Raw genomic sequence first — 20,504 nt, 5'->3', positions numbered from 1 at the left:
CCTGCTCCGGTTTGCACGAGACAGCGATGCTCATACCTCCTCAGACGCGATAACTGTGCGTTACATAAGAGTGGGGTGGTGGGATATTTTATCCGCCAGGAATGGGTGTCTGAGCACAGCGAGTTCCATTCCCAAGGAAAAATATCCCACCACCCCGCTCATGCACCCTAACGATCAGTCCTGCCAGGACATCCAGGCAAAGGCACAAAGAACGCAAACACCGCTCCAAGAGCCAGCGCCACCACCCCGATGCCAAAGGCCGTGGTCAGGGTGCCACCGGCGTCCAGCCATTGCTTGGTGAGCCAGGGGCCGGCCATCTGGGTGAAGCCGTAGACCGACACCATTGCCGCTGACAGTCGCGGCCCCTGGTGCGGATGCAGGGCCCGGCCGATGCGTTGGGTGAGCATCACCGTACCCACGAACGTGCTGCCCACCAGGGCGGCACAAACCGCCAGGCCCAAGGCACCAGGCAAGATCACTGCTGCCAGGACGCCAGCAAGCTGTACCACGAAATTCATGCGCAATGCAGGGAGATCGCCGATTTTGGCACCAAGATAGTTCCATATCGAGGGTGACAGGATCGTCGCCACAGCCGCCAGGAACCAGGCGCCATCCAGCAGCCAGTGGTCGGCCGGTAACTGGTCCTTGGCCAGCAATGGCAAGAACGTCATCGGCAGTATGTAACCGAGACCAGCCCCGGCGTAGGAGAGAAACAGGGGCACACTTGCCCGGTCAAACAGGGGCGATTTTCCCGGCGGGGTTTCGCCGTCGCTTTGCGCCCTCACCGGTACGTCCAGTCGGAGTAACCGCGCCGTGGCCCACCAGGCCAGGGGGATGGAAAGCACGACGGCAGGCCACCAGCGTTCAGTCCCCTCAAGCCAGTGGGCGCTGGAGCTGACCAGGCCACTTGATACCAAAAGGCCCAGGCCTACACCAATGTAGAGATGCCCACTGAGCGTAGCGCGGTTGCGCAGTACCAGCCATTCCAGGATCAACGCCGGCGCCTGGACAAAGACAACGCCGTTGGCGATGCCATTAAACAGGCGGGCGGTGGACATGGCCCCAAGGTGGTCAGTCTGTGTCATCGCAAGGGTGGTCAACAGGTGAACCGCGAGGGACGCCGGCAGCAGCATGCGAATGTGGCTGATGGTGTGCCAGCGGATGGCCAGCAGGGCGCCAAGCAGGTAGCCAAGGTAGTTCCAGGTGGCCACCGCAGCACCCTGCCCGGCAGTGATCTGGCCATCGCCCACCAGATACGGCAATAGCGGCGTGTAGATGAAACGGCCCAGGCCGTGGGTGACCAGCAACAGAATGGCACCCGCTACCACGACCAGATAAAGATCCCGCGGCGGTGTGCAGGAAGGGTGGGAATTTGGCATCACAGAACCCCTGGGGAAAGCCGGTAGGCAGTCTAAGTCAGTGGGAGCAGGAAGTCAGCCGAGTCAAAGCGAGGAGCGCAGGGTCATGACTGGGACGCTCGCGGATGATTTTCCCGAGCCCACTCGTAGATCTCACGATAGGCCTCAACCAGGTCTTCCGGCTTGTGGGGAGGCTGAAGCACGGCGGTCATTTCGCCGTCCGGGTTGATCAGTGTGAAATGCCCGCTGTGTTCCACCAACCGTTCGCCATCCACCTGACGTTGGGAGAAAACCGCGTTCATGCTTCTGGCGAGCTCTCTCAGTGTCTCAATGTCGCCAGTCAGGCCGTGAAAGTCGTCGCCGAAAAAGCCCACATAGTCTTTCAGTCTCTGGGGCGTATCGTGTTCCGGGTCGGCGGAAATCAACAGGAACTCCGGCTGCGGTAGCTCCTCCGGTAGCATTTTGTCGGTTTTGCGCAGGGTCGCCATGGCAGCGGGGCAGATGTCCGGGCAATTGGTATAGCCAACGAAAGCAAACGTCCATTTGCCCTTCAGGCTGTCCCGGGTGACCGTTTCGCCCTGTTCGTTAAGCAGCTCGAACTCTGCAAGTTTACGACTGTTTTCGTACACGTAGGCGTTGATACTGCTGAGTTCCGGCGGGGGTGAAGGCTGGTCATTTCCGACCAGCAACACCTGCCGTCCAACCACCAGCCCGAAGATCAGCACGACAACCAACAGCAGCAGGATCAGCGTCAGGCGAATCGAACGGTCCATGAAATCTCCGGTAAATCAGCATTCAGAAAAACACAAAGTGGTCGACCAGCAGCACCACAAACAGGGCCATCAGATAGGTGATGGAATATTTGAAGGTGTTGAGCGCAACACGACGGTCATCACCTCTGAGCAACCGTACGGCATACTGTAGGAAACGCAGGCCGAGGGCCAGTGCACCCACCAGATAGATAACGCCAGACATACCGGTGACAAACGGCAGCAGGCTGACAGCAAGCAGCATCAGGGTGTACAGGAGTATATGTAACTCTGTGTACTTGTTGCCATGGGTGACTGGCAGCATGGGAATACCGGCCTTGGCGTATTCTTCCTTGCGATGGATGGCCAGTGCCCAGAAATGCGGTGGCGTCCAGGCGAAGATGATCAGCACCAGCAACAGGGCGTGGCCTTCCACCTGCCCGGTCACCGCGGTCCAGCCCAGCAAAGGCGGCATCGCGCCGGCCAGGCCACCGATAACGATGTTCTGCGGGGTCATACGCTTGAGAAACAGGGTGTAGACGCCCGCATACCCCACCAGTGACGCCAGGGTCAGCCAGGCTGTCAGCGCATTCACCTGCCACACCAGGATGACCATGCCGGCAACCGCCAGCACCGTTGCGAACAGCAGTGCGTCCAGCGGCGAGATTTTCCCGGTGGCGACGGGTCGTTTGCGGGTACGGGCCATGACCGTGTCGATTTTCTGATCCACCACATGATTGACCACGGCTGCCGCGCCCGCCAGCAGGGCGATGCCCAGGTTACCGTAGAGCATAACCTCCCAACCCGGCACGCCCGGTGTGGCCAGTAGCATGCCTATGACTGAGGTGAGGATCATCATCGCCACCACAGTGGGCTTGGTCAGCTCCAGAAAATCCCGCCAGGAAATGCCCGCGGCAGCGGACTCGTTGGTCGTTCCCTGCGCCGGCAGTGCCTTTACGTGCTCGCTCATGCCGTCACCTCTCGCTCGATTGTTGTTGTAGGTTCTGTTTTCGCTGCCTCTGGCAGGGCCTGTTGATGAAATCGCCAGAGCAGATTGATCACTGCCAGCAAAAGCCCTGCGCCCATTGCGTTGTGCGCCACCGCCACTGACAGAGGTATATGAAACACGATGTTGGCCAGGCCCAGCGCAATCTGCGCAATCAGGGCCACGGCCACCAGCTGCACATGCCACGCCAGTGGTGTTCGCTTTGTTCTGCGCCACAGTAATGCCAGAAAAACCGTGAAGTACGCAAGCACTATCATCGCTCCCAGCCGGTGACTGACATGGATGGCGACACGACCGTCAGCCGTTAGCTGCCCACCCAGGTAATTCGGCCCCACATGCTGGGTGACATCGAACCCATGCTGGAAGTCCATATCAGCCGGCCACCATTCACCCTGGCAGGTGGGCAGGTCGGTACAGGCCACAGCAGCGTAATTGGCCGCTGTCCAGGCCCCCAGGGCAATTTGCATAACAACCAGCGCCAGACCACCGTATAGCCACGGCCGGAAACGGCGCAACCCGGGGGGCCGGCCTGCGCCGGGTGATTCCCCTTCAGGTTGCGGTCTACGGCGCAGGCGAAGCGTGAGCAGTGTCAGCAGGCTCAGGGTGGTAAAGCCCCCTAACAGGTGCAGGGCAACCACCTGCGGCCAGAGCTTCAGGGTCACTGTCCACATGCCGAAGGCGCCCTGGAGCAGAATGAAGGCAGCAATAAACAGTGGCAACCGAAGCGGCACGCCGTCACGACGATGACGGAACGCGTAGGCCGCCAGGCCAAACACCACCAGCCCCAGCGTGCCGGCGGCGTATCGGTGGATCATTTCAGGCCAGCCTTTTTCCACGTCGACGGGCGTGTCGGGAAAGCGCGCATTGGCGATGGCCATCCGCGACTCATCATGGGGCACCGTCAGAAACCCGTAACAACCGGGCCAGTCCGGACATCCAAGGCCCGCGTCCACCAATCGGGTCCAGGCCCCAAGCATGATGACGACCACCGCTAGCAGGGTGGCCAGTAGCGACCAGCGCGCCATGAGGTGGGCCGGGCGGGAAAGACGGGGTTGGGTGGTGTTCAACGGGGCATCTCCGGTTACTGATGGTCAGCCGATCTGTGACAGCTTCAACAGGTGTTTCAGATCCTTCAGCATATCCTTTCCCGTGTGTTCGGTGCCGTAGTGCATGATCACGTTACCAAAGGGGTCCACCAGCAGAATCCGTGGCTGGTGCTCCGGGTTGATGCCGGACGGCCATTTCGGAGCGCGGCCCTCCAGGATACTCAGCCGTTCCATGGAGCTGTATTCGTCGCTCCAGCGAGCCGAAAGATCGTCAGGGATAGTGCCGAGCCAGGCCGAACGATTTACCCGGTTAGCATTCTTGCCCAGGGCAATATTGACCTGGCGCGCCAGATACAGAAGCTCTTCACACTCCGAGGCGCATTGCTCGGAAACCACCACCATCATCCATTCGGCGTCGGGTTCGTCAGGGCCAAAGCGGTCGACAAGCGGGTTGCCGCTGGCTCCCTGAAGCTGCATTTGAGCCAGGGGCGCCGGCGGCTGGATCAGCTCGCCATTATTGCTATTGCCGGCAGGATTCAGCCAGCCGGTGTAGTACATGATAGTGGCAAAAATCATCGGGCCGAAACCGATGGCAAACAGTAAAAGGGCGGTTCGCCTGCCGCGGCGTACCTGCTCTGGAGAGACGTTGTCGTCCGGGTCTTTCTGGTCCATGCGCTCAGCCGTTGTCATTGTGATTACGGACTCCTGTTTTGCGATAGCTCGCTACGACCGTCAATATAACCAGCGCGATGGCCAGTGAAAACCATTGCACCGCATATCCATAATGGGTTTGTGGCCCCATCCGGTCTGGAGCCCAGTCGGCGCGGTAGGCGCCAGGTTGCTCCGGCCCGGAAAGCCTGAGTACCAGGCTGGCAACATCATTCTCAATTTCCCGAGCCTGCCCGTGGGACAGCGACTGTGTTCGCTTCGGCCAGCCCGCTTTGTCAGATGGCACGGACTTGAGCACCGGGGGTTCCGGAAACTCACTCAACCGCCCCTTCACACTAAGCTCTCCGGACGGATAACTGACATCGGGCAGTTGATCACGTCGCCGGGGAGCTTGTACCCAACCGCGATTCACAACCACCGGGCGGCCCTGAACCGGGTGGAACAGGGTCAGTACCTCATAGCCCGGCGCGCCATCGCGTGTGCGGTTATCGAGGAGCCAGGATACCTCGCTGTAACGGCCGGACAGTGTCACCGGTTGCCCGGCTTCGAGGCCGGCCGCCAGATGTTGCGACCAGCTCAGGTTCCCGGCCTGTTGCTGCCACTGTTCAAGCTGGGCCTGTTTCTCTCCTGCTCGCTCCAGCTGCCAGATCCCCAGGCCTAACAGTACCGGCAGAAAGAAGCCGGCGAACACCAACAGGCGCCAATCGAAGTGCCATTGGCGACGAGAACGATCGGTTGGATCAGACATGCTCTGCTATAGTGGGCTCTGGATCTACATTCCCGTTTACAGGATTTCCCATGCTGAAGATTCTCATTGTCGTACTCATGCTGGCCGTTCTGGTGAGCCTGTTCAGCGGTCTGTTCTTCCTGATCCGGGATGGCGGGAAAACGAACCGTGTCCTGAATTCCCTGGCGTTGCGGGTCGCCCTCAGCGTACTGCTGCTGGCAGTCATTCTGATTTCGGTATGGCAAGGGGGCCTGACCCTGAATCCGACCCCCTGACGCGCGTCGTCAGAGCACGTAAACGAAGACGAACAGCCCGAGCCAGACCACATCCACGAAGTGCCAGTACCACGCCGACGCCTCGAAACCAAAGTGGTAATCGCCGGTGAAATGGCCTTTGTGTATGCGGATCAACATGATCGTGAGCATCAGGGTACCCAGTATCACATGGGCGCCGTGAAACCCGGTCAGCATGAAGAAGGTGCTGCCATAAATGCCGGACTGCAGGGTCAGGTTCAGATCCTGATAGGCGTGAGCGTATTCATAGCCCTGGACACACACAAAGATCAGCGCCAGCGCAATGGTGGCGCTCAGCCAGAGTTTGACCTTCTTGCGGTTGTCTTCCTTGAGGGCATGGTGCGCAACCGTAACCGTAAAGGACGACGTCACCAGCAGAATGGTGTTGATCAGTGGCAAACCCCAGGGGCCGATAATGCCTTCCGGTGCCGGGTAAGCGTCGGGGTCAGGATTGTTGATCAGCGGCCATGTCGCCTGGAAACCTTCCCAGAGGATATTGGAACTGCCACGGTCGCCTTCACCGCCAAGCCAGGGCACCGCGAACATCCGGGTGTAGAACAGGGCACCGAAGAAAGCCGCGAAGAACATGACCTCGGAAAAAATGAACCAGCTCATACCCCAGCGGAAGGAACGATCCATCTGTGGGCTGTACAGGCCTGACCGGCTTTCCTTGATGACGGTCCCGAACCATCCAAACAGCATGTAGGCCATGATCAGGGAACCGATCAAGAACATCACCCAGGAGCCGGTGGTGCTCTCACCCTGCTGGCCGTTCACCATAATGGCCGCCGCGCCGTAGAGGGTAACCCCCAGCCCGACGGTGGCGACAATCGGCCACTTGCTCTGTTCCGGAACGTAGTACGTCTGGTTTTCCGCCATGACAATCTCCGATGGCTTATCCGTTATCGTTTGTTGTTGTGGGCGACAGTCAGCCTCTGTTTCACTTCACTTCCGGCGGCGTGGCAAAGGTGTGGTAGGGCGCCGGAGAGGGCACTGTCCACTCAAGGCCTTCGGCACCGTCCCACGGCTGGGCAGAGGCCTTTTCACCGCCTTTGACGCACTTGACCACAATCACCAGGAACAGGATCTGACTGGCACCAAACATGAATGCGCCAATGCTGGACACCATGTTGAAGTCGGCAAACTGCAGCGCGTAATCCGGAATACGCCGCGGCATACCCGCCAAACCGAGGAAGTGCATCGGGAAGAAGGCCAGGTTCATACCGATGAACGACAGCCAGAAATGCGTCTTGCCCAGTGTTTCGTCGTACATATGGCCGGTCCACTTGGGCAGCCAGAAATACGCCGAGGCAAAGATGCCGAAGATGGCGCCCGGTACCAGTACGTAGTGGAAGTGTGCTACCACGAAGTAGGTATCGTGATACTGGAAGTCAGCCGGTGCAATGGCCAGCATCAGGCCGGAGAAACCGCCGATGGTAAACAGGATGACGAAGGCGACCGCAAACAGCATCGGCGCCTCGAAGGTCAGTGACCCCCGGAACATGGTCGCCACCCAGTTGAACACCTTCACGCCCGTGGGCACGGCAATCAGCATGGTCGCATACATGAAGAACAGCTGACCGGCGATGGGAATGCCGACAGTGAACATATGGTGAGCCCAGACCACAAACGACAGCAGGGCGATGGCGCCCACCGCATATACCATCGACGCGTAGCCAAACAACGGCTTGCGGGAGAACGCCGGAATAATGTGGGACACCGCCCCGAACGCAGGCAGGATCATGATGTAGACCTCGGGGTGCCCGAAGAACCAGAACACATGCTGGAACAGTACCGGGTCACCACCGCCGGAGGCATCAAAGAAGCTGGTGCCGAAGTTGATGTCCATCAGCATCATGGTGACGACGCCGGCCAGCACCGGCATAACGGCAATCAACAGGAACGCCGTAATCAGCCAGGTCCAGACGAACAGGGGCATCTTCATCAGCGTCATGCCTGGTGCCCGCATGTTCAGGATAGTGGCGATCACGTTGATAGCACCCATGATCGACGACACACCCATGATGTGAACGGCGAAGATAAAGAACGTGGTGCTCGGTGGGCCATAGGTCGTCGACAATGGCGCGTAGAAGGTCCAGCCAAAGTTGGGCGCCCCCCCTTCCATAAACAGCGTGGACACCAGAATCAGGAACGCGCAGGGCAGGAGCCAGAAGCTCCAGTTGTTCATTCGCGGCAGCGCCATGTCCGGGGCACCCACCATCAATGGAATCATCCAGTTCGCCAGGCCAACGAAGGCCGGCATCACCGCACCAAACACCATGATAAGACCGTGCATGGTGGTCATCTGGTTAAAGAATTCCGGCTCAACAATCTGCAGGCCTGGCTGGAACAGTTCCGCCCGGATCACCATGGCCATGGTTCCGCCGAGCAGGAACATCGCAAAACTGAATATCAGGTACATGGACCCGATATCTTTGTGGTTGGTCGTCAGCAGCCACCGAGAAAAGCCCTTTGCGGGGCCGTGGTGATGATCGTCCTGGGCGTGGGTATCTGCAACCGCACTCATGAAAAACCCCCGTTACCGCCGTATATTCAGGCTGGTGATGTCATTAATCTGGCGTCATTGGATAGGGTGGACTGGAGCCTTCGCTCCACCCCACCCGGTTCATCATTCCTGATTCTTGTACTCGAAGACTTCTTTTGGCGTCACCATTTCACCGGTGTCATTACCCCAGGCATTCCGCTCATAGGTGATGACCGCTGCGAGGTCGACTTCGCTCAGCTGACCGCCAAACGCTTGCATGGCGGTGCCGGAAACGCCGTTTACAACAATATCCATATGCGCCTGCATGTCTTCGGTCACGACTTTACTGCCCTTCAGAGCCGGGAATGCTGGCGGCGCACCGCTACCGTCCGCCTGGTGGCAGGCAGCACACGCGCTGGCATAGGCTTTTTCGCCACGTGCCATCAGCTCTTCCAGGGTCCAGTCTTTCTCGGTCAGCTCACGCTCACGCTGGGCCGCCTCCTTCTGCTCAGCCACCCAGGCATCGTATTCGTCCTGAGGCACCGCCTTGACCACCACAGGCATGAAACCGTGTTTTACGCCACACAGCTCGGTGCATTGACCACGATAGATACCGGGCTCGTCGACCCTGGTCCAGGTTTCATTCACAAAGCCGGGAATGGCGTCCTTTTTCACGCCGAAGGCAGGCACCCACCAGGAGTGGATAACATCATTGGCGGTGACCAACAGGCGGATTTTCGCTCCAACAGGCACTACCATCGGGTTGTCTACTTCCAACAGGTAGTTCTCGGTTTTCTCGGTGCGGTTGTAGATTTCGTCATCGCTGGTGGTGATATTGGAAAAGTACCCAAAATCATCCTCTATGTAGTCGTATTTCCAGCGCCACTGATAGCCGGTAACCTTGATGTCTACGTCAGCTTCGCTGGTGTCGTACATGTCCACAAGCGTTGCAGTGGCAGGAATCGCCATTACCACCAGAATCACGAGGGGAATGATGGTCCAGAGAATCTCGACCAGGGTATTCTCGTGAAAGTTTGCCGGTTTTCGGCCCGGGGACTTGCGATGGGCGAAGATGGACCAGAACATGACCCCAAACACCACGATGCCGATGACAACGCAGATCCAGAGGATCGTCATGTGAAGGCTGAAGATTTCATTGCTGGTACCGGTGACCCCGGGACTCATGTTCAGCGTCCAGTCCGCCATGGACAACGCTGGCGTCATAAGCCCGCCCAAGAGGACACCTGCCCGCTTAGCGTGCACGCGCATAATACTGTGTCTCCACAGAGTGTTATTCTTGTCGGATTTTGCGTCCAATCCCCCTGTTCCAGACAGTGCTCGCACACACTATCCAGGTCAGGGTGGAAGTCTGCTATGGATAATACACAACCCAGTATAGACACAGATCAAAAAAATGCGAAAGTCCGTCCACCCATAAATGTACTAAAGAAGGAAAGCCTCTCATTCCCATAGAACCCGCTCCGCAACTCGCCACCACCGACCGCAGGCTCTGGGCGCTGGCCTGGCCACTGATGCTCACCAATCTCACTGTGCCGCTGCTGGGGCTTGTGGATACGGCCGTGCTGGGACACCTCGATACACCGGAATATCTGGGGGCTGTCGCGGTGGGCGCAAACCTGTTCAGCATACTCTACTGGACCTTTGGCTTTATGCGCATGGGCACGACGGGGCTGGCTGCCCAGGCCTGGGGCAAGCGCGATGAGTTTGCGCAGATTGCCCTGCTGCTACGCTCCGTGTTGCTGGCTATCGGTATCGGCCTGTTGCTGATTCTGTTCCATCAGCCGTTGATCAAACTGGGCCTGACTCTGATGAACCCCAGTGAACGTGTTGCCGCGCTGGCAGCAGAGTACGCCAGCATCCGTATCTGGAGCGCGCCGGCCGTGCTCTGCCAATACACGCTGGTGGGCTGGCTGATAGGCACCCAGTACGCGCGGGGCCCCATGGTCATGCTGATTGTGGCCAACGGGCTCAACATTGTTCTCGATGTGCTCTTTGTGACCGGTTTTGGCTGGAACAGCCGGGGCGTTGCCATGGCCACCGTGATGGCAGAGTACTCGGCGGCCGCCATCGGGTTCTACATGGTGCTGAAACGCATGCCGGACGGCCAGGGGTTTGAGCGGGCGCTGTTCGGGCAACTGCGGGACTACCTCAGAATATTACAGGTCAACCGGTACATCATGGTGCGCACCATTGCCCTGCTTCTGGTGCTGGCCTTCTTCACCGCACAGGGTGCGCGACAGGGCGACACCATACTGGCCGCCAACGCGGTGCTGATTACCTTTCTACTGATCATTTCCAACGGCCTTGACGGCTTTGCCAATGCCGCCGAGGCACTGATTGGTGAAGCGGTGGGAAGAAACAATCGGCGCCAGTTCAAAAACGTCTTTCGGGTGGCATTCCGGTGGTCGTTGTGGGGTTCCGTGCTGTTTACCGTCGCCTTTGTTCTTGGCGGGCGCTTCCTCATCGGCTTGCTGACCGGTATCGAGGAAGTGCGCGCAACCGCCTGGGACTATCTGCCCTGGCTGTGGATGCTGCCGCTGGCCTCGGTGTGGGGCTTCCTTCTGGATGGCGTGTTTATCGGCGCAACCCGCACACGGGACATGCAGAACACCATGCTGTTTTCGGCGCTGGTGGTCTTCCTCCCGGTCTGGTGGCTGACGACCGGGTGGGGTAATCATGGACTGTGGTTCTCGCTGATCTGCCTGATGCTGGCACGGGCAATTTCCATGGGTTGGCTGTTTTTGAGCCATTCGCGGCACGATCGCTGGTTTTCAGAACAGTGAAGAAGCTTGAAGCCAATCCATGGACAACACGTTCAGGTTTAATGCACACACCACAGCAGCCTGTTAAATCTCGTCTACACTTGTGAGAAAAGGCAGGCATGTTGCGGTAGCCAGCCGCTTCCCCATGCCCCTGACGATCCCATGCGTATAACGGGAGGCGCCTTGCGACCCCATTCCGTTCAGAGACCGGCATCTCCTGAAATGACACCAAAGGTAGTTCTCGACATCATTGATCAGGCCCGACGGCAGGAAGCCCGTTCCGGCACCTTTCTCAAGCAGATGCGGGAAAGGGCGTCGTCGCTGCCTGCCACCATCACCATTGACGGTTACCAACCGGCGACCTGCCTGTTCCAGTTTGCCATTGAGTACATCGAAATGGCGCCACGACTGATTGAGTGCGTGGAAGCCTGTGCGAGAGAAGCCGGCAAGGCCGAGTTGTTTGCGCCTTTTGTAGAGGCTGCCATCGGTTATTTTACTCAACCGTCGGTTCTTCTGGTACGTTATGATGGCCTTGACGGGCTTCTGATACGAGCCTATCTCTGCCACCGCCTGATGGAGGAAATGTACGAGAACAACCGCTCCACCCGCGCCAGCGAACTGGTCGACGTGGAGGCAACACGGGCAAATCTGCTGGCGCATCAGTTGATCGGCGAACCGTTCGCCAACGAACTGGACCAGTCCATCACCGTCACCGTGTTGCAGATTGCCGGCTCACCGGACTATTACGAACTGAACCTGGACCCGTTCGTAGAACAGACAAGGAACGTTGCATGGGACTGGATGAGACACTATTGGGAAAACCTGCTGGTCCGTAACCACATACGCTTGTCGTTAGGAGCGGGTCTTTAGAAAATACGGATGAACAACATTGATGTACAAGCTGACCGTTACCCTGTTTCTGTTGCTAGCAGGCTCTCTCTGCAACGGCGCCGAGACCAACACCGTACCTCTTCAACTGACCGATAACCTGTCAGGAAAGCCGGTCGCCAATGCCGTGGTGATTCTGGAAAACGGCCTCTCGGAATCCCCCGTAGAAGCTGAGATTGTCCAAAAAAATCGCAACTTTCACCCCCATACGTTGATCATACCCAAGAATTCCAGAGTGGATTTTCCCAACCAGGACAACACTCAGCACCACGTCTACTCATTCTCACCCGCCAAGGCATTCAACATTGAGCTATACGCCGGACGTCCGACGGAACCGGTTGTCTTCGACAAGACCGGTGTGGTGGAAATTGGCTGCAACATCCATGACCACATGCAGGCGTTTATTCTGGTCACCGACAGCGCACCCTCCGGCCGAACCGATGAACAGGGCCGTTTGACGGTTGAGATTCCGCCGTCGGCAGACGATGGGTCCGGTAAGATTGAGCTCCAGATATGGCACCCCCGATTGACAGACAACACCCGTATGGCCCGATTCACCGTTGAGCAACCCTACCCTGCATCACTCGAACTGTCGGTGGAATTGTCCCCGGAACCCGCGAGTGATGACAGGCTGGATGGCCTGCAAGAACGTTTCCGGGAGCTTTGATGGCGGTCGCTAGCCGAATAGGGTTTCGTGGACGTTTGGTGACCGTCATGGTCACCATGGTGGCCATCGTCAGCCTGAGCATCGGTGCACTGTTGATGCTTTACCTGTTCGAGGATGAAAAGGCACGTGCACTTGAGCAATTGAGTCTCGGCGAGCAAGTGGCAGAGGAGGTGCTTGAGCGCCGCACCAGCCTGATTCTTTCCCGGCTGGACGTTGTGATCCGTGATTTTGGCTTTCGCTCTGCCGTCGCCAGCGGAGATCGCGCCACCACAGACAGTGCGCTGACCAATCAGGCCCGAAGGGTGAATGCCGATTTTGCCGTCTTGCTTGGCAGCGACGGGCATATCCTTGCCGACACCGATGGGCTGCCCGATGCGTTTGCCAATAGCCCGCTGGTTACAGAAATGCTCTCCAAGGCGCGACAAACAGGCTTTGCCAGCCAGATGAGCGTTTTCGGTGCGGACGGCTTTGAACTGCTCACCATTCCGGTGGAAGCACCTGGATTAAGGGCATGGCTGATTGCCGGTTTTAACCTCAACAATGATCTTACCGACATTATCGGTCGACTAAGCGGAACCGAGGTGTTGTTCAGGGCCTCCTCTGTTGAGGAAGGCAGTTATCAGATTCTTACCGACCCGGGTTCCATCAACGCATCGAGGCTGGATGAACTGAACAATGCCATGGCCAGGACGTCCGGCGAGGACCAGTTTCTTGAGAGTACACATTACTTCACCCGCATCATAAGCCTGACCGGGGACGAAACGCCGGCCCTGCAGCTGCTGCTCTTAATCAACCGTGAGGCCCGTCTCAGCAACTACTATGAGCGTGCTGTGGAAATTCTTACGCTGGTCAGTGCCGTTCTGGTGCTGGCTGCCCTGATTGCGCTCATTATCGCTCGCAACATGGGGCAACCAGTCCTGCAACTGGCGGACTATGCCAAGGCCATCGGCGATGGCCACACGCCCGCACCTCCCCGTATCCGCGCCGGCGGTGAACTGGCCGAATTACGCAGGGCGCTCGGCGACATGCTGAGCAAACTGCGGGACCGCGAGGAGCAGATACACTACGCCGCCAGCCACGATGAAATTACCGGGCTACCCAATCGAAACGCCTTCCTGTCGCGCCTGCGGGAGCAATTCGACAACCACCGCCCCTGCAGCCTGATGGGCCTGCGCCTCAATGATATTTCTGACGTCAATGACACTCTGGGCCTCGAGTTCGGGGACAAGGTTTTACAGGCGGTGTCGGCCAGGTTGGAGGAAGCACTGCCCGGCAGCTCAGCACTGGCAAGGACCGGAGGCGCCGAATTCCTGATGATGACTGGTCTCCAGCCGCAATCCGAGCTCGATAAACTTGCCACCAGGATCAGCGAAATCGTGGAATCGCCGTTGTTCATCGACAACACTCCGTTCTCCCTTCGCTGCACCATGGTTACGCTGCAGCTACCCCAGGACGCCATCGATACCGACCAGGTTCGCAGGCGCCTGAACCTCACGTTCGAACAGGCACAAAAAAGCCGGCTGCCCGTAACCCATTATCAGCCAGGGCAGGATGAGAACCACCTGAGGGAACTTCAGCTGATCTCTGATCTGCACCACGCCATTGCCAGCAACGGATTGCATATGAACTACCAGCCCAAACTTGATATGGCGTCTGCCGGCTTTCATCAGGCCGAAGCACTGGTGCGCTGGATTCACCCGGACCTGGGGTTCATCTCGCCGGAAGAATTCATTTTCCTGGCGGAGCAATCCGGCCAGATCACCGAACTGACCCGACACATCCTCCGCCGTGTTGCCAACGATGCTGGCAAGTGGCACGCCGCGGGCCTGAATATTGGTGTTGCCATCAACCTGTCGGCGCTCGACCTGACCCGCCCGGAACTCGCCAAGGAAGTTGCCGAGGCGTTCTCCCAATGGCAGTTACCCATGTCCAGTATCACTCTGGAGGTAACCGAGAGCGCCCTGATGGAGGAACCCGAAACGGCCTTTGAAACCCTGCGGCGCTTACGCCAACTCGGTGTCACACTGTCGGTGGACGACTTTGGCACGGGCTATTCCTCGCTGTCGCAATTGCGCAACCTGCCGGTGCAGGAACTCAAGATCGACAAATCCTTCGTCCTGCGCCTGAATACCGAACCCCAGGACCAGCTCATCGTGCGCTCCACCATAGATATGGCCCATGGCCTGGGGTTGCGGGTTGTCGCGGAAGGAATCGAGAACGCCGAAAGCTGGGCGCTGTTGCGGGACTGGGGCTGCGAGATCGGGCAGGGGTACTTTCTCAGCCGCCCCGTCGCCGCTGGCGACCTGAAGGAGACAGAACAGTCGCTGACGGACCGTCAGCAGGAACTCAGATACGCAGGAGAAACCACGTCATGACACGCTTGGCCAGGGTACTAGGCACCGGTTTACTGGCATTAACGGCATCGGCGAACCTGTTCGCAGACACGGGCAGCAGACTCTGGGCCACCGGTGGGGTAACGTCCATCGGGGGTGCCGCCGGGGGCGGTCTGTCACCCTGGGCCCTGCTTGGCGGTTATGCCAGCGATGAAGAGTGGGGGGGCACGCTGACCCTGTCCCGCGCCGAAACCGACGACTATACCCTGTCGGTGGTCGGGACAGGCGTCACCTGGAACAATCGTGTTGAGCTCACGCTGGCACGCCAGACTCTGGACCTGGATAGCCTGGTGTTCACCCTGAAAAACGGCTTTGGCCTTGAAGAGGACGAACTGGTACAGGACGTTTTCGGGCTCAAAGTGAGACTCGCCGGCGACGCCCTCTACAGCCCCTGGGGGCAATGGTCAGCTGGGCTTCTGCACAAACGCAACCGCGAGTTTACCGTACCCGACGCCATCGGCGCCAAAGATGACAGCGGCACCGATATCTACGTCGGAGGCAGCAAACTCTTCTTCGCGGCGGTGATGGATCGCAATCTGCTGGTCAATGCCACCGTTCGCGGGACCAAGGCCAACCAGGGCGGCCTTCTGGGTTTCGGTGGCGACCGTAACGACAGCTACGAGGCGATGTTTGAAGGCAGTGTCGGGTTGTTTGTGACCCGCCAGTGGCTGGTGGGTACCGAATACCGCCAGAAACCGGACAACCTGGGTTTCGCCACCGAGGACGACTGGTGGGATGTTTTCGTAGCCTGGGTACCCGACCGTCGCTTGTCGGTCACGGCCGCCCTGGTCAATCTTGGTGACGTTGCCACTCTGGAAGACCAGCGCGGTGCCTACCTGTCACTGCAGGCCAGTTTCTGACAACCCGGGAGGATACTATGAAACATTCCGTCATCATCATGGTTCTGCTGCCCCTGCTGGTCCTCTCCGGTTGCCAGTCCATGGTTGAATCCAGTCAACAGAATACTTCTCTCTATCAGCAGCTTGGGGAGCGTTCCGGCATTGCCGATATCGTCGAAGACCTGCTCTACCGGATTGTCGAAGACGAGCGTATCAACGATCAGTTTCGTGGCATTGACGTGCGCCAGTTCCACACCAACCTGACGGACCAACTCTGCGAACTCAGTGGTGGGCCGTGCACCTATTCCGGGCGCGGAATGCGCGAAAGCCACGCCGATATGAACGTGACGGACACCCAATTCAATGCCCTGGCCGAGAACCTCATCCTGGCCATGGAAGAGAACGGCATACCCACGGGTGCGCAGAACCAACTGATCAAAAAACTGGTGCCGCTGTACCCCCAGATCCGCAACCTTTGAGCCGGGCGACAAACCGGTTAAGCTTGCCCGCTGACCAATAAACCTTTCCTGACGGGAGAATAAACCTTGCTCGACAACGCGGATCTGGGAAAACTGATTGTTCGACTGACCCTGGGCGGACTATTGCTGTTTCATGGCATCGCCAAGCTGTTCCATGGCGTGGGCTTCATCGAAGGCCAACTGGCCAGCCATGGGATTCCCGCCTTTTTCGCGTGGGGCGTGTTCATTGGTGAGTTGCTGGCACCATTAATGGTGATCCTGGGCTACCAGACCCGTATCGGCGCCTTACTCATCGCCTTCAACATGCTGGTGGCCATAGCGCTGGTACACAGCCATGAACTGATGACATTGGGCAATCACGGCGGCTGGGCACTGGAGCTGCAGGGTTTCTTCCTGTTCATCGCGGTAGCCGTTATTTTTCTCGGCCCCGGCCGCTACAAGCTGAAAAACTGACGTTAGGAACCGGCGATGGCCTCTGCGCCCGACTCCCGGAATACCATCACCTGGTTACGCCCTGCGCCCTTAGCGGCATACAGGGCCTCATCGGCCCTGCCGATGAGGTCCTCGGGGCGGCTGCCCGGTTCCGGCAGGATGGTGGCCACCCCGGCGCTCACCGACAGGTTCAATGGGCTGCTGTGGTCACCAACGTAAACCGATGTACCCGCCACAGCCACCCGCAAGCGTTCAGCCACATTGGCGGCCCCGGCCTCCGGCGTCGCCGGCAGGAGCACACTGAATTCCTCGCCGCCGTATCGCGCCAGCAAATCTCCTGAGCGCTGGATTTCGGCGGCGCAGACCCACGCGACACTGACCAGGCAATCATCCCCCGCCAGATGGCCAAAGTTGTCGTTCACCCGTTTGAAGTAATCAATATCCAACAGGACCAGGCTCAGGGGATGTCCCTGGCGCAGGGCACGGTGCCATTCTGCCTCCAGTTTTTCGTCAAACTGGCGACGATTGGCAACCCCGGTCAAGCCATCAGTAATGGAAACCGCCTTGAGTTGCTCATTGACTTGCTCCAGCTCTTCCGTACGCGCCTGAACGCGGGCTTCCAACGTCTGGTTGGCTTGCAGCTGGATGTCCAGGGCATGGTCCTGGGCCTCAATCCTGAGGCGGCGCTCAAGGTTGATTCTGTACGCCAGGGCAAACGACATCAAAATGACCTCCAGCGCCACACCCGTCTGGGGTGCAAGCTCTGTTACCGTGCTGGTAGGAATAAGGCCGATTTTACTGATCGACATAACCAGATGCCCGAGCAGTAACGGGGTCCATGCCACCACGTAGAACCCCGCCAATGCCTGGCCCTTGCGCCAGACGACCAGGCCAAGAATCCAGGTAAGGGGAGTGATTACCGCCGCGAATACGCTGATGATGGCTGTAGAGCTCTGGTAAGACCCGAAAAGGCCGTAGACAAGACTGCACCCACTGACCAATGCCACCAATTGCAACACGCGGTAGGACACCCGGCTGTAATTTCGGACGGCGAGAAAGTTCAGTGCAAACATCACCGCAAACAGAATGTTGGCCGATATGGCCGGGGCCGTGAAGTAACGGTTCAGAATCGGCAAATCCGGCCAAAGCCACTGGAACACCAGGCCGTTGAAGTTCAGCAACACCAGTGCAGAAGCAACCACGGTCAACACGTACCACAGATAGGCCTGTTGACGGACGATGACGAATACAAACAGGTTGTACAGGGCCATGGCAATCATGATGCCCAGGAAAACCGCCTGCCAGCCGTAGTCCAGTTGCTCACGCGCCAGAAAGTCCGCCGACTCGATAACCTGGGCCGGGATCTGCACCGCCCCCTCACTCTGAACACGGACATACGCTGTGGTGGGGTCACTGTTCGAAGGTACCGGAAAAACAAAGTTGCGGTGGTAAATCGGGCGGGAGCCGAACTTGCGACTGTCCCCGGTGACATGGCGTTCCACCTGCTCGCCCCCGATATACCAGTAGACCCGCACATCGTCCAACAGGGGATAGCCGATTTCCAGCACCCGGTTAACCGGCTCAGCAGGCACCTCAACTCGTAGCCAATAGGTGCTTTTGGTGAAGCCAAAATTCAGGGTTTGTTTACGGGCAACTGGTTGCCATTGCGCTTCCGCCAGGCCACGGATATCCTCCACATCCGTCTCCGGCCCCGATGCTTCAAACCAGGCAAACGATGCCCTTTCACCGTAGGCAGGGCCCGCGGCCATGGTCAGCGCCAGCAACAGTATCCGCACCAGTCGGCAAACTGAAAAAGTGCTCATAGTGGCCGTGTTACCCGGAACAGGAAAACTCAACTAAACTGTCGATGCCAACAGTCAGTCCCAATGCCTCCTTGCGTTTACTTCTTACCAGTCTAGACGTTTACTGGGAGTAAGTCCGCCTCAAAAATGCGTAGCAATCAACTACGTATGGAGAAACACGATGACCGATAAGAAATCAGAGCTACGCCCTGGCCGCTACCGCCACTACAAAGGCAGGGACTATGACGTTATCGGCGTGGCCCGCCACAGCGAAACCGAGGAACCGATGGTCGTTTATCGCTGCCTGTACGGCGACTACAGCCTATGGGTACGACCATTGGCGATGTTTCAGGAAACCGTGGAAGTCGCTGGCGAGGACGTTCCCCGGTTTACCTACGTGGCTGACGACCACACGTAAACACGATTTTTGACTGCAGCACGCGTTTCCGGCACATTAGCGCGCTTTCCTGAACCGCCCCACCTCCGGGGCGCTGAAAGCCATCCCCGACATCCCGGAGTCTGCCATGAATGCCGTTGTTGCTGCGGTAGCGATCATGCTCGTACTGAGCCTGTGCCGCATCCACGTTGTTGTTGCCCTGATTATCGGTGCCGTTGCCGGCGGCCTGATCAGCGGCTTGTCACTGGACGCCACCATTGCCGCGTTTAACGAGGGCCTGGGAGGCGGCGCAACCGTTGCCCTGTCCTACGCCACCCTCGGTGCCTTCGCCGTTGCCATCGGCAAATCCGGCCTGGCCCATGCCCTGGCGGACAAAGCCCTGAACCTGGTGGGCCGGCAGGATAACGGCAAAGCCGCTGGCGGCATCCGCCTGCTGATCGTTGGCCTGCTACTGGCCATTGCCATGTCGTCCCAGAATATCCTGCCCATTCACATTGCGTTTATTCCTCTGGTTGTACCGCCACTGCTGTATGTGATGGCCAAACTGAACATGGACCGCCGCCTGGTGGCCTGCGTGCTCACGTTCGGCCTGATCACACCCTACATGTTCCTGCCTGTGGGTTTCGGAGGGATATACCTCAATGAAATACTGCTGGCGAACGTGGGTGACAACGGCATCGACGCCACTGATCTCAATGTCATGTCCGCCATGGCCTTGCCAGCACTCGGCATGCTCTGTGGACTTCTCGTTGCCGTCTTTTTCAGCTACCGCGGCGACCGACACTACAATCTGGACGCCATTGCCCGCACCGAACGGGTGGATGTGACCTACAACGGCGGCACGCTGCTGATGGCCCTGGTCGCTATCGTGGCGGCGTTCGTGGTTCAACTGTGGTTGGGTTCGATGATCCTCGGGGCGCTGGCTGGCTTTGTACTGTTCAACCTGTCCGGGGTGGTGAAATGGAAAGAAGCCGACGACCTGTTCACCGAAGGCATGAAAATGCTGGCAATGATCGGCTTCATCATGATCGCCGCCTCCGGCTTTGCGGAAGTCATGCGCGAAACCGGTGACATCGCCACTCTGGTGGAGGGCTCCGTCTCTGCCATCGGCGACAACAAAGCTCTGGCCGCCCTGCTGATGCTGGTCGTCGGCCTGCTAATCACCATGGGCATCGGCTCATCCTTCTCCACCATCCCCATCATCGCCGCCCTCTACGTGCCGCTGGCCCTGGAACTGGGCTTCAGCCCCCTGGCCATCGTGGCCCTGGTCGGCACCGCCGGCGCGCTGGGCGATGCCGGCTCCCCGGCCTCGGATTCCACCCTCGGCCCTACCGCTGGCCTCAACGTCGACGGCCAGCACAACCACATCTGGGATACGGTGGTGCCGACGTTCCTGCACTACAACCTGCCGTTGTTGGGCTTTGGGTGGTTGGCGGCTATGGTTCTTTAGGCTTTTGGAGTTTGCCCTCCTTTTCTAGCCTGGTTGGTGTG

20 protein-coding genes are annotated in these 20,504 nt (G+C 58.6%); 10 read left to right on the top strand and 10 right to left on the bottom strand.

Annotation, left to right across the window (positions count from 1 at the left end):
- Positions 1 to 167: 167 nt before the first annotated feature.
- The 6 genes from ACTRWH_RS00790 to ACTRWH_RS00765 form a co-directional block, all read right to left on the bottom strand.
- Complete coding sequence (locus ACTRWH_RS00790; protein WP_462825762.1) at positions 168 to 1,379, bottom strand: YbfB/YjiJ family MFS transporter; 1,212 nt, start codon at positions 1,377 to 1,379, stop codon at positions 168 to 170.
- Between the two features lie 83 nt (positions 1,380 to 1,462).
- Positions 1,463 to 2,131 carry an SCO family protein gene (locus tag ACTRWH_RS00785; protein WP_036207792.1) on the bottom strand — a complete coding sequence of 223 codons (669 nt, stop codon included), beginning with the start codon at positions 2,129 to 2,131 and terminating at the stop codon, positions 1,463 to 1,465.
- A gap of 22 nt (positions 2,132 to 2,153) precedes the next feature.
- Entirely contained in the window at positions 2,154 to 3,077 is a 924-nt protein-coding gene (gene cyoE, locus ACTRWH_RS00780; protein ID WP_036207795.1) for a heme o synthase, read from the bottom strand.
- Positions 3,074 to 4,180, bottom strand: coding sequence for a COX15/CtaA family protein (locus ACTRWH_RS00775; RefSeq protein ID WP_462825761.1), 1,107 nt, complete (start codon positions 4,178 to 4,180; stop codon positions 3,074 to 3,076). The genes cyoE and ACTRWH_RS00775 overlap by 4 nt, the downstream gene beginning before the upstream one ends.
- A gap of 24 nt (positions 4,181 to 4,204) precedes the next feature.
- A complete protein-coding gene (locus ACTRWH_RS00770) occupies positions 4,205 to 4,849 on the bottom strand; it encodes a hypothetical protein (RefSeq protein WP_051946976.1) in 645 nt (214 codons plus the stop codon).
- Positions 4,836 to 5,576: an SURF1 family protein gene (locus ACTRWH_RS00765; RefSeq protein ID WP_036207804.1), complete on the bottom strand. Its 741-nt coding sequence runs from the start codon at positions 5,574 to 5,576 to the stop codon at positions 4,836 to 4,838. The genes ACTRWH_RS00770 and ACTRWH_RS00765 overlap by 14 nt, the downstream gene beginning before the upstream one ends.
- Positions 5,577 to 5,626: 50 nt before the next feature.
- On the opposite strand from ACTRWH_RS00765, the gene ACTRWH_RS00760 reads away from it, so the two are divergent.
- A complete protein-coding gene (locus ACTRWH_RS00760) occupies positions 5,627 to 5,830 on the top strand; it encodes a twin transmembrane helix small protein (protein ID WP_007152938.1) in 204 nt (67 codons plus the stop codon).
- A 9-nt stretch (positions 5,831 to 5,839) separates the two neighbouring features.
- On the opposite strand, the gene ACTRWH_RS00755 is transcribed toward ACTRWH_RS00760, so the two are convergent.
- The 3 genes from ACTRWH_RS00755 to coxB all read right to left on the bottom strand — a co-directional run bounded on the left by ACTRWH_RS00755 (position 5,840) and on the right by coxB (position 9,602).
- Positions 5,840 to 6,727, bottom strand: coding sequence for a cytochrome c oxidase subunit 3 (locus tag ACTRWH_RS00755; RefSeq protein WP_075196380.1), 888 nt, complete (start codon positions 6,725 to 6,727; stop codon positions 5,840 to 5,842).
- Positions 6,728 to 6,788: 61 nt separating this feature from the next.
- Positions 6,789 to 8,375 carry a cytochrome c oxidase subunit I gene (gene ctaD / locus ACTRWH_RS00750; protein WP_075196381.1) on the bottom strand — a complete coding sequence of 529 codons (1,587 nt, stop codon included), beginning with the start codon at positions 8,373 to 8,375 and terminating at the stop codon, positions 6,789 to 6,791.
- Between the two features lie 102 nt (positions 8,376 to 8,477).
- Complete coding sequence (gene coxB / locus ACTRWH_RS00745; RefSeq protein WP_075196382.1) at positions 8,478 to 9,602, bottom strand: cytochrome c oxidase subunit II; 1,125 nt, start codon at positions 9,600 to 9,602, stop codon at positions 8,478 to 8,480.
- Between the two features lie 263 nt (positions 9,603 to 9,865).
- Here coxB and ACTRWH_RS00740 point away from each other — a divergent pair, with 263 nt between their 5' ends.
- The 7 genes from ACTRWH_RS00740 (at position 9,866) to ACTRWH_RS00710 (ending at position 16,835) form a co-directional block, all read left to right on the top strand.
- On the top strand, positions 9,866 to 11,137 hold the full coding sequence (locus tag ACTRWH_RS00740; RefSeq protein WP_197061327.1) for an MATE family efflux transporter: 1,272 nt from the start codon (positions 9,866 to 9,868) through the stop codon (positions 11,135 to 11,137).
- A 201-nt stretch (positions 11,138 to 11,338) separates the two neighbouring features.
- Positions 11,339 to 11,986 (top strand): hypothetical protein, encoded by a 648-nt coding sequence (locus tag ACTRWH_RS00735; RefSeq protein WP_036207815.1) that lies wholly within the window; start codon positions 11,339 to 11,341, stop codon positions 11,984 to 11,986.
- Positions 11,987 to 12,008: 22 nt separating this feature from the next.
- Complete coding sequence (locus ACTRWH_RS00730; RefSeq protein WP_041332744.1) at positions 12,009 to 12,671, top strand: methylamine utilization protein; 663 nt, start codon at positions 12,009 to 12,011, stop codon at positions 12,669 to 12,671.
- Positions 12,671 to 15,046: an EAL domain-containing protein gene (locus ACTRWH_RS00725; protein WP_462825760.1), complete on the top strand. Its 2,376-nt coding sequence runs from the start codon at positions 12,671 to 12,673 to the stop codon at positions 15,044 to 15,046. The genes ACTRWH_RS00730 and ACTRWH_RS00725 overlap by 1 nt, the downstream gene beginning before the upstream one ends.
- Entirely contained in the window at positions 15,043 to 15,924 is an 882-nt protein-coding gene (locus ACTRWH_RS00720) for a DUF3034 family protein (RefSeq protein ID WP_036211837.1), read from the top strand. Before ACTRWH_RS00725 ends, ACTRWH_RS00720 begins: the two co-directional genes overlap by 4 nt.
- A gap of 17 nt (positions 15,925 to 15,941) precedes the next feature.
- A complete protein-coding gene (locus tag ACTRWH_RS00715) occupies positions 15,942 to 16,382 on the top strand; it encodes a group I truncated hemoglobin (protein ID WP_036211834.1) in 441 nt (146 codons plus the stop codon).
- A 66-nt stretch (positions 16,383 to 16,448) separates the two neighbouring features.
- Positions 16,449 to 16,835: a DoxX family protein gene (locus ACTRWH_RS00710; protein ID WP_036211832.1), complete on the top strand. Its 387-nt coding sequence runs from the start codon at positions 16,449 to 16,451 to the stop codon at positions 16,833 to 16,835.
- A gap of 2 nt (positions 16,836 to 16,837) precedes the next feature.
- Here the strand turns inward: ACTRWH_RS00710 and ACTRWH_RS00705 are convergent, their stop codons facing one another.
- Complete coding sequence (locus tag ACTRWH_RS00705) at positions 16,838 to 18,637, bottom strand: sensor domain-containing diguanylate cyclase (RefSeq protein ID WP_421859056.1); 1,800 nt, start codon at positions 18,635 to 18,637, stop codon at positions 16,838 to 16,840.
- Positions 18,638 to 18,797: 160 nt separating this feature from the next.
- Between ACTRWH_RS00705 and ACTRWH_RS00700 the strand changes: the two genes are divergently transcribed.
- Together ACTRWH_RS00700 and ACTRWH_RS00695 are read left to right on the top strand one after the other, a co-directional pair.
- Complete coding sequence (locus ACTRWH_RS00700) at positions 18,798 to 19,034, top strand: DUF1653 domain-containing protein (protein WP_041332743.1); 237 nt, start codon at positions 18,798 to 18,800, stop codon at positions 19,032 to 19,034.
- Positions 19,035 to 19,140: 106 nt separating this feature from the next.
- Complete coding sequence (locus tag ACTRWH_RS00695; RefSeq protein ID WP_041332741.1) at positions 19,141 to 20,463, top strand: Na+/H+ antiporter family protein; 1,323 nt, start codon at positions 19,141 to 19,143, stop codon at positions 20,461 to 20,463.
- Positions 20,464 to 20,504: the final 41 nt, after the last annotated feature.

Source organism: Marinobacter sp. G5_S1_61_S3, from assembly GCF_054968585.1.
Note: the sequence above shows the minus strand (reverse complement) of the source record. Positions and strands in the feature narration are given on the sequence as shown.

What these genes read in the sequence shown, in the direction of transcription:
- ACTRWH_RS00790 (WP_462825762.1), bottom strand. Translation starts at nt 1,379, where the DNA reads ATGCCAAATTCCCACCCTTCCTGCACACCGCCGCGGGATCTTTATCTG.
- ACTRWH_RS00785 (WP_036207792.1), bottom strand. Translation starts at nt 2,131, where the DNA reads ATGGACCGTTCGATTCGCCTGACGCTGATCCTGCTGCTGTTGGTTGTC.
- cyoE (WP_036207795.1), bottom strand. Translation starts at nt 3,077, where the DNA reads ATGAGCGAGCACGTAAAGGCACTGCCGGCGCAGGGAACGACCAACGAG.
- ACTRWH_RS00770 (WP_051946976.1), bottom strand. Translation starts at nt 4,849, where the DNA reads ATGACAACGGCTGAGCGCATGGACCAGAAAGACCCGGACGACAACGTC.
- ACTRWH_RS00765 (WP_036207804.1), bottom strand. Translation starts at nt 5,576, where the DNA reads ATGTCTGATCCAACCGATCGTTCTCGTCGCCAATGGCACTTCGATTGG.
- ACTRWH_RS00760 (WP_007152938.1), top strand. Translation starts at nt 5,627, where the DNA reads ATGCTGAAGATTCTCATTGTCGTACTCATGCTGGCCGTTCTGGTGAGC.
- ACTRWH_RS00755 (WP_075196380.1), bottom strand. Translation starts at nt 6,727, where the DNA reads ATGGCGGAAAACCAGACGTACTACGTTCCGGAACAGAGCAAGTGGCCG.
- ctaD (WP_075196381.1), bottom strand. Translation starts at nt 8,375, where the DNA reads ATGAGTGCGGTTGCAGATACCCACGCCCAGGACGATCATCACCACGGC.
- coxB (WP_075196382.1), bottom strand. Translation starts at nt 9,602, where the DNA reads ATGCGCGTGCACGCTAAGCGGGCAGGTGTCCTCTTGGGCGGGCTTATG.
- ACTRWH_RS00740 (WP_197061327.1), top strand. Translation starts at nt 9,866, where the DNA reads ATGCTCACCAATCTCACTGTGCCGCTGCTGGGGCTTGTGGATACGGCC.
- ACTRWH_RS00735 (WP_036207815.1), top strand. Translation starts at nt 11,339, where the DNA reads ATGACACCAAAGGTAGTTCTCGACATCATTGATCAGGCCCGACGGCAG.
- ACTRWH_RS00730 (WP_041332744.1), top strand. Translation starts at nt 12,009, where the DNA reads ATGTACAAGCTGACCGTTACCCTGTTTCTGTTGCTAGCAGGCTCTCTC.
- ACTRWH_RS00725 (WP_462825760.1), top strand. Translation starts at nt 12,671, where the DNA reads ATGGCGGTCGCTAGCCGAATAGGGTTTCGTGGACGTTTGGTGACCGTC.
- ACTRWH_RS00720 (WP_036211837.1), top strand. Translation starts at nt 15,043, where the DNA reads ATGACACGCTTGGCCAGGGTACTAGGCACCGGTTTACTGGCATTAACG.
- ACTRWH_RS00715 (WP_036211834.1), top strand. Translation starts at nt 15,942, where the DNA reads ATGAAACATTCCGTCATCATCATGGTTCTGCTGCCCCTGCTGGTCCTC.
- ACTRWH_RS00705 (WP_421859056.1), bottom strand. Translation starts at nt 18,637, where the DNA reads ATGAGCACTTTTTCAGTTTGCCGACTGGTGCGGATACTGTTGCTGGCG.
- ACTRWH_RS00700 (WP_041332743.1), top strand. Translation starts at nt 18,798, where the DNA reads ATGACCGATAAGAAATCAGAGCTACGCCCTGGCCGCTACCGCCACTAC.
- ACTRWH_RS00695 (WP_041332741.1), top strand. Translation starts at nt 19,141, where the DNA reads ATGAATGCCGTTGTTGCTGCGGTAGCGATCATGCTCGTACTGAGCCTG.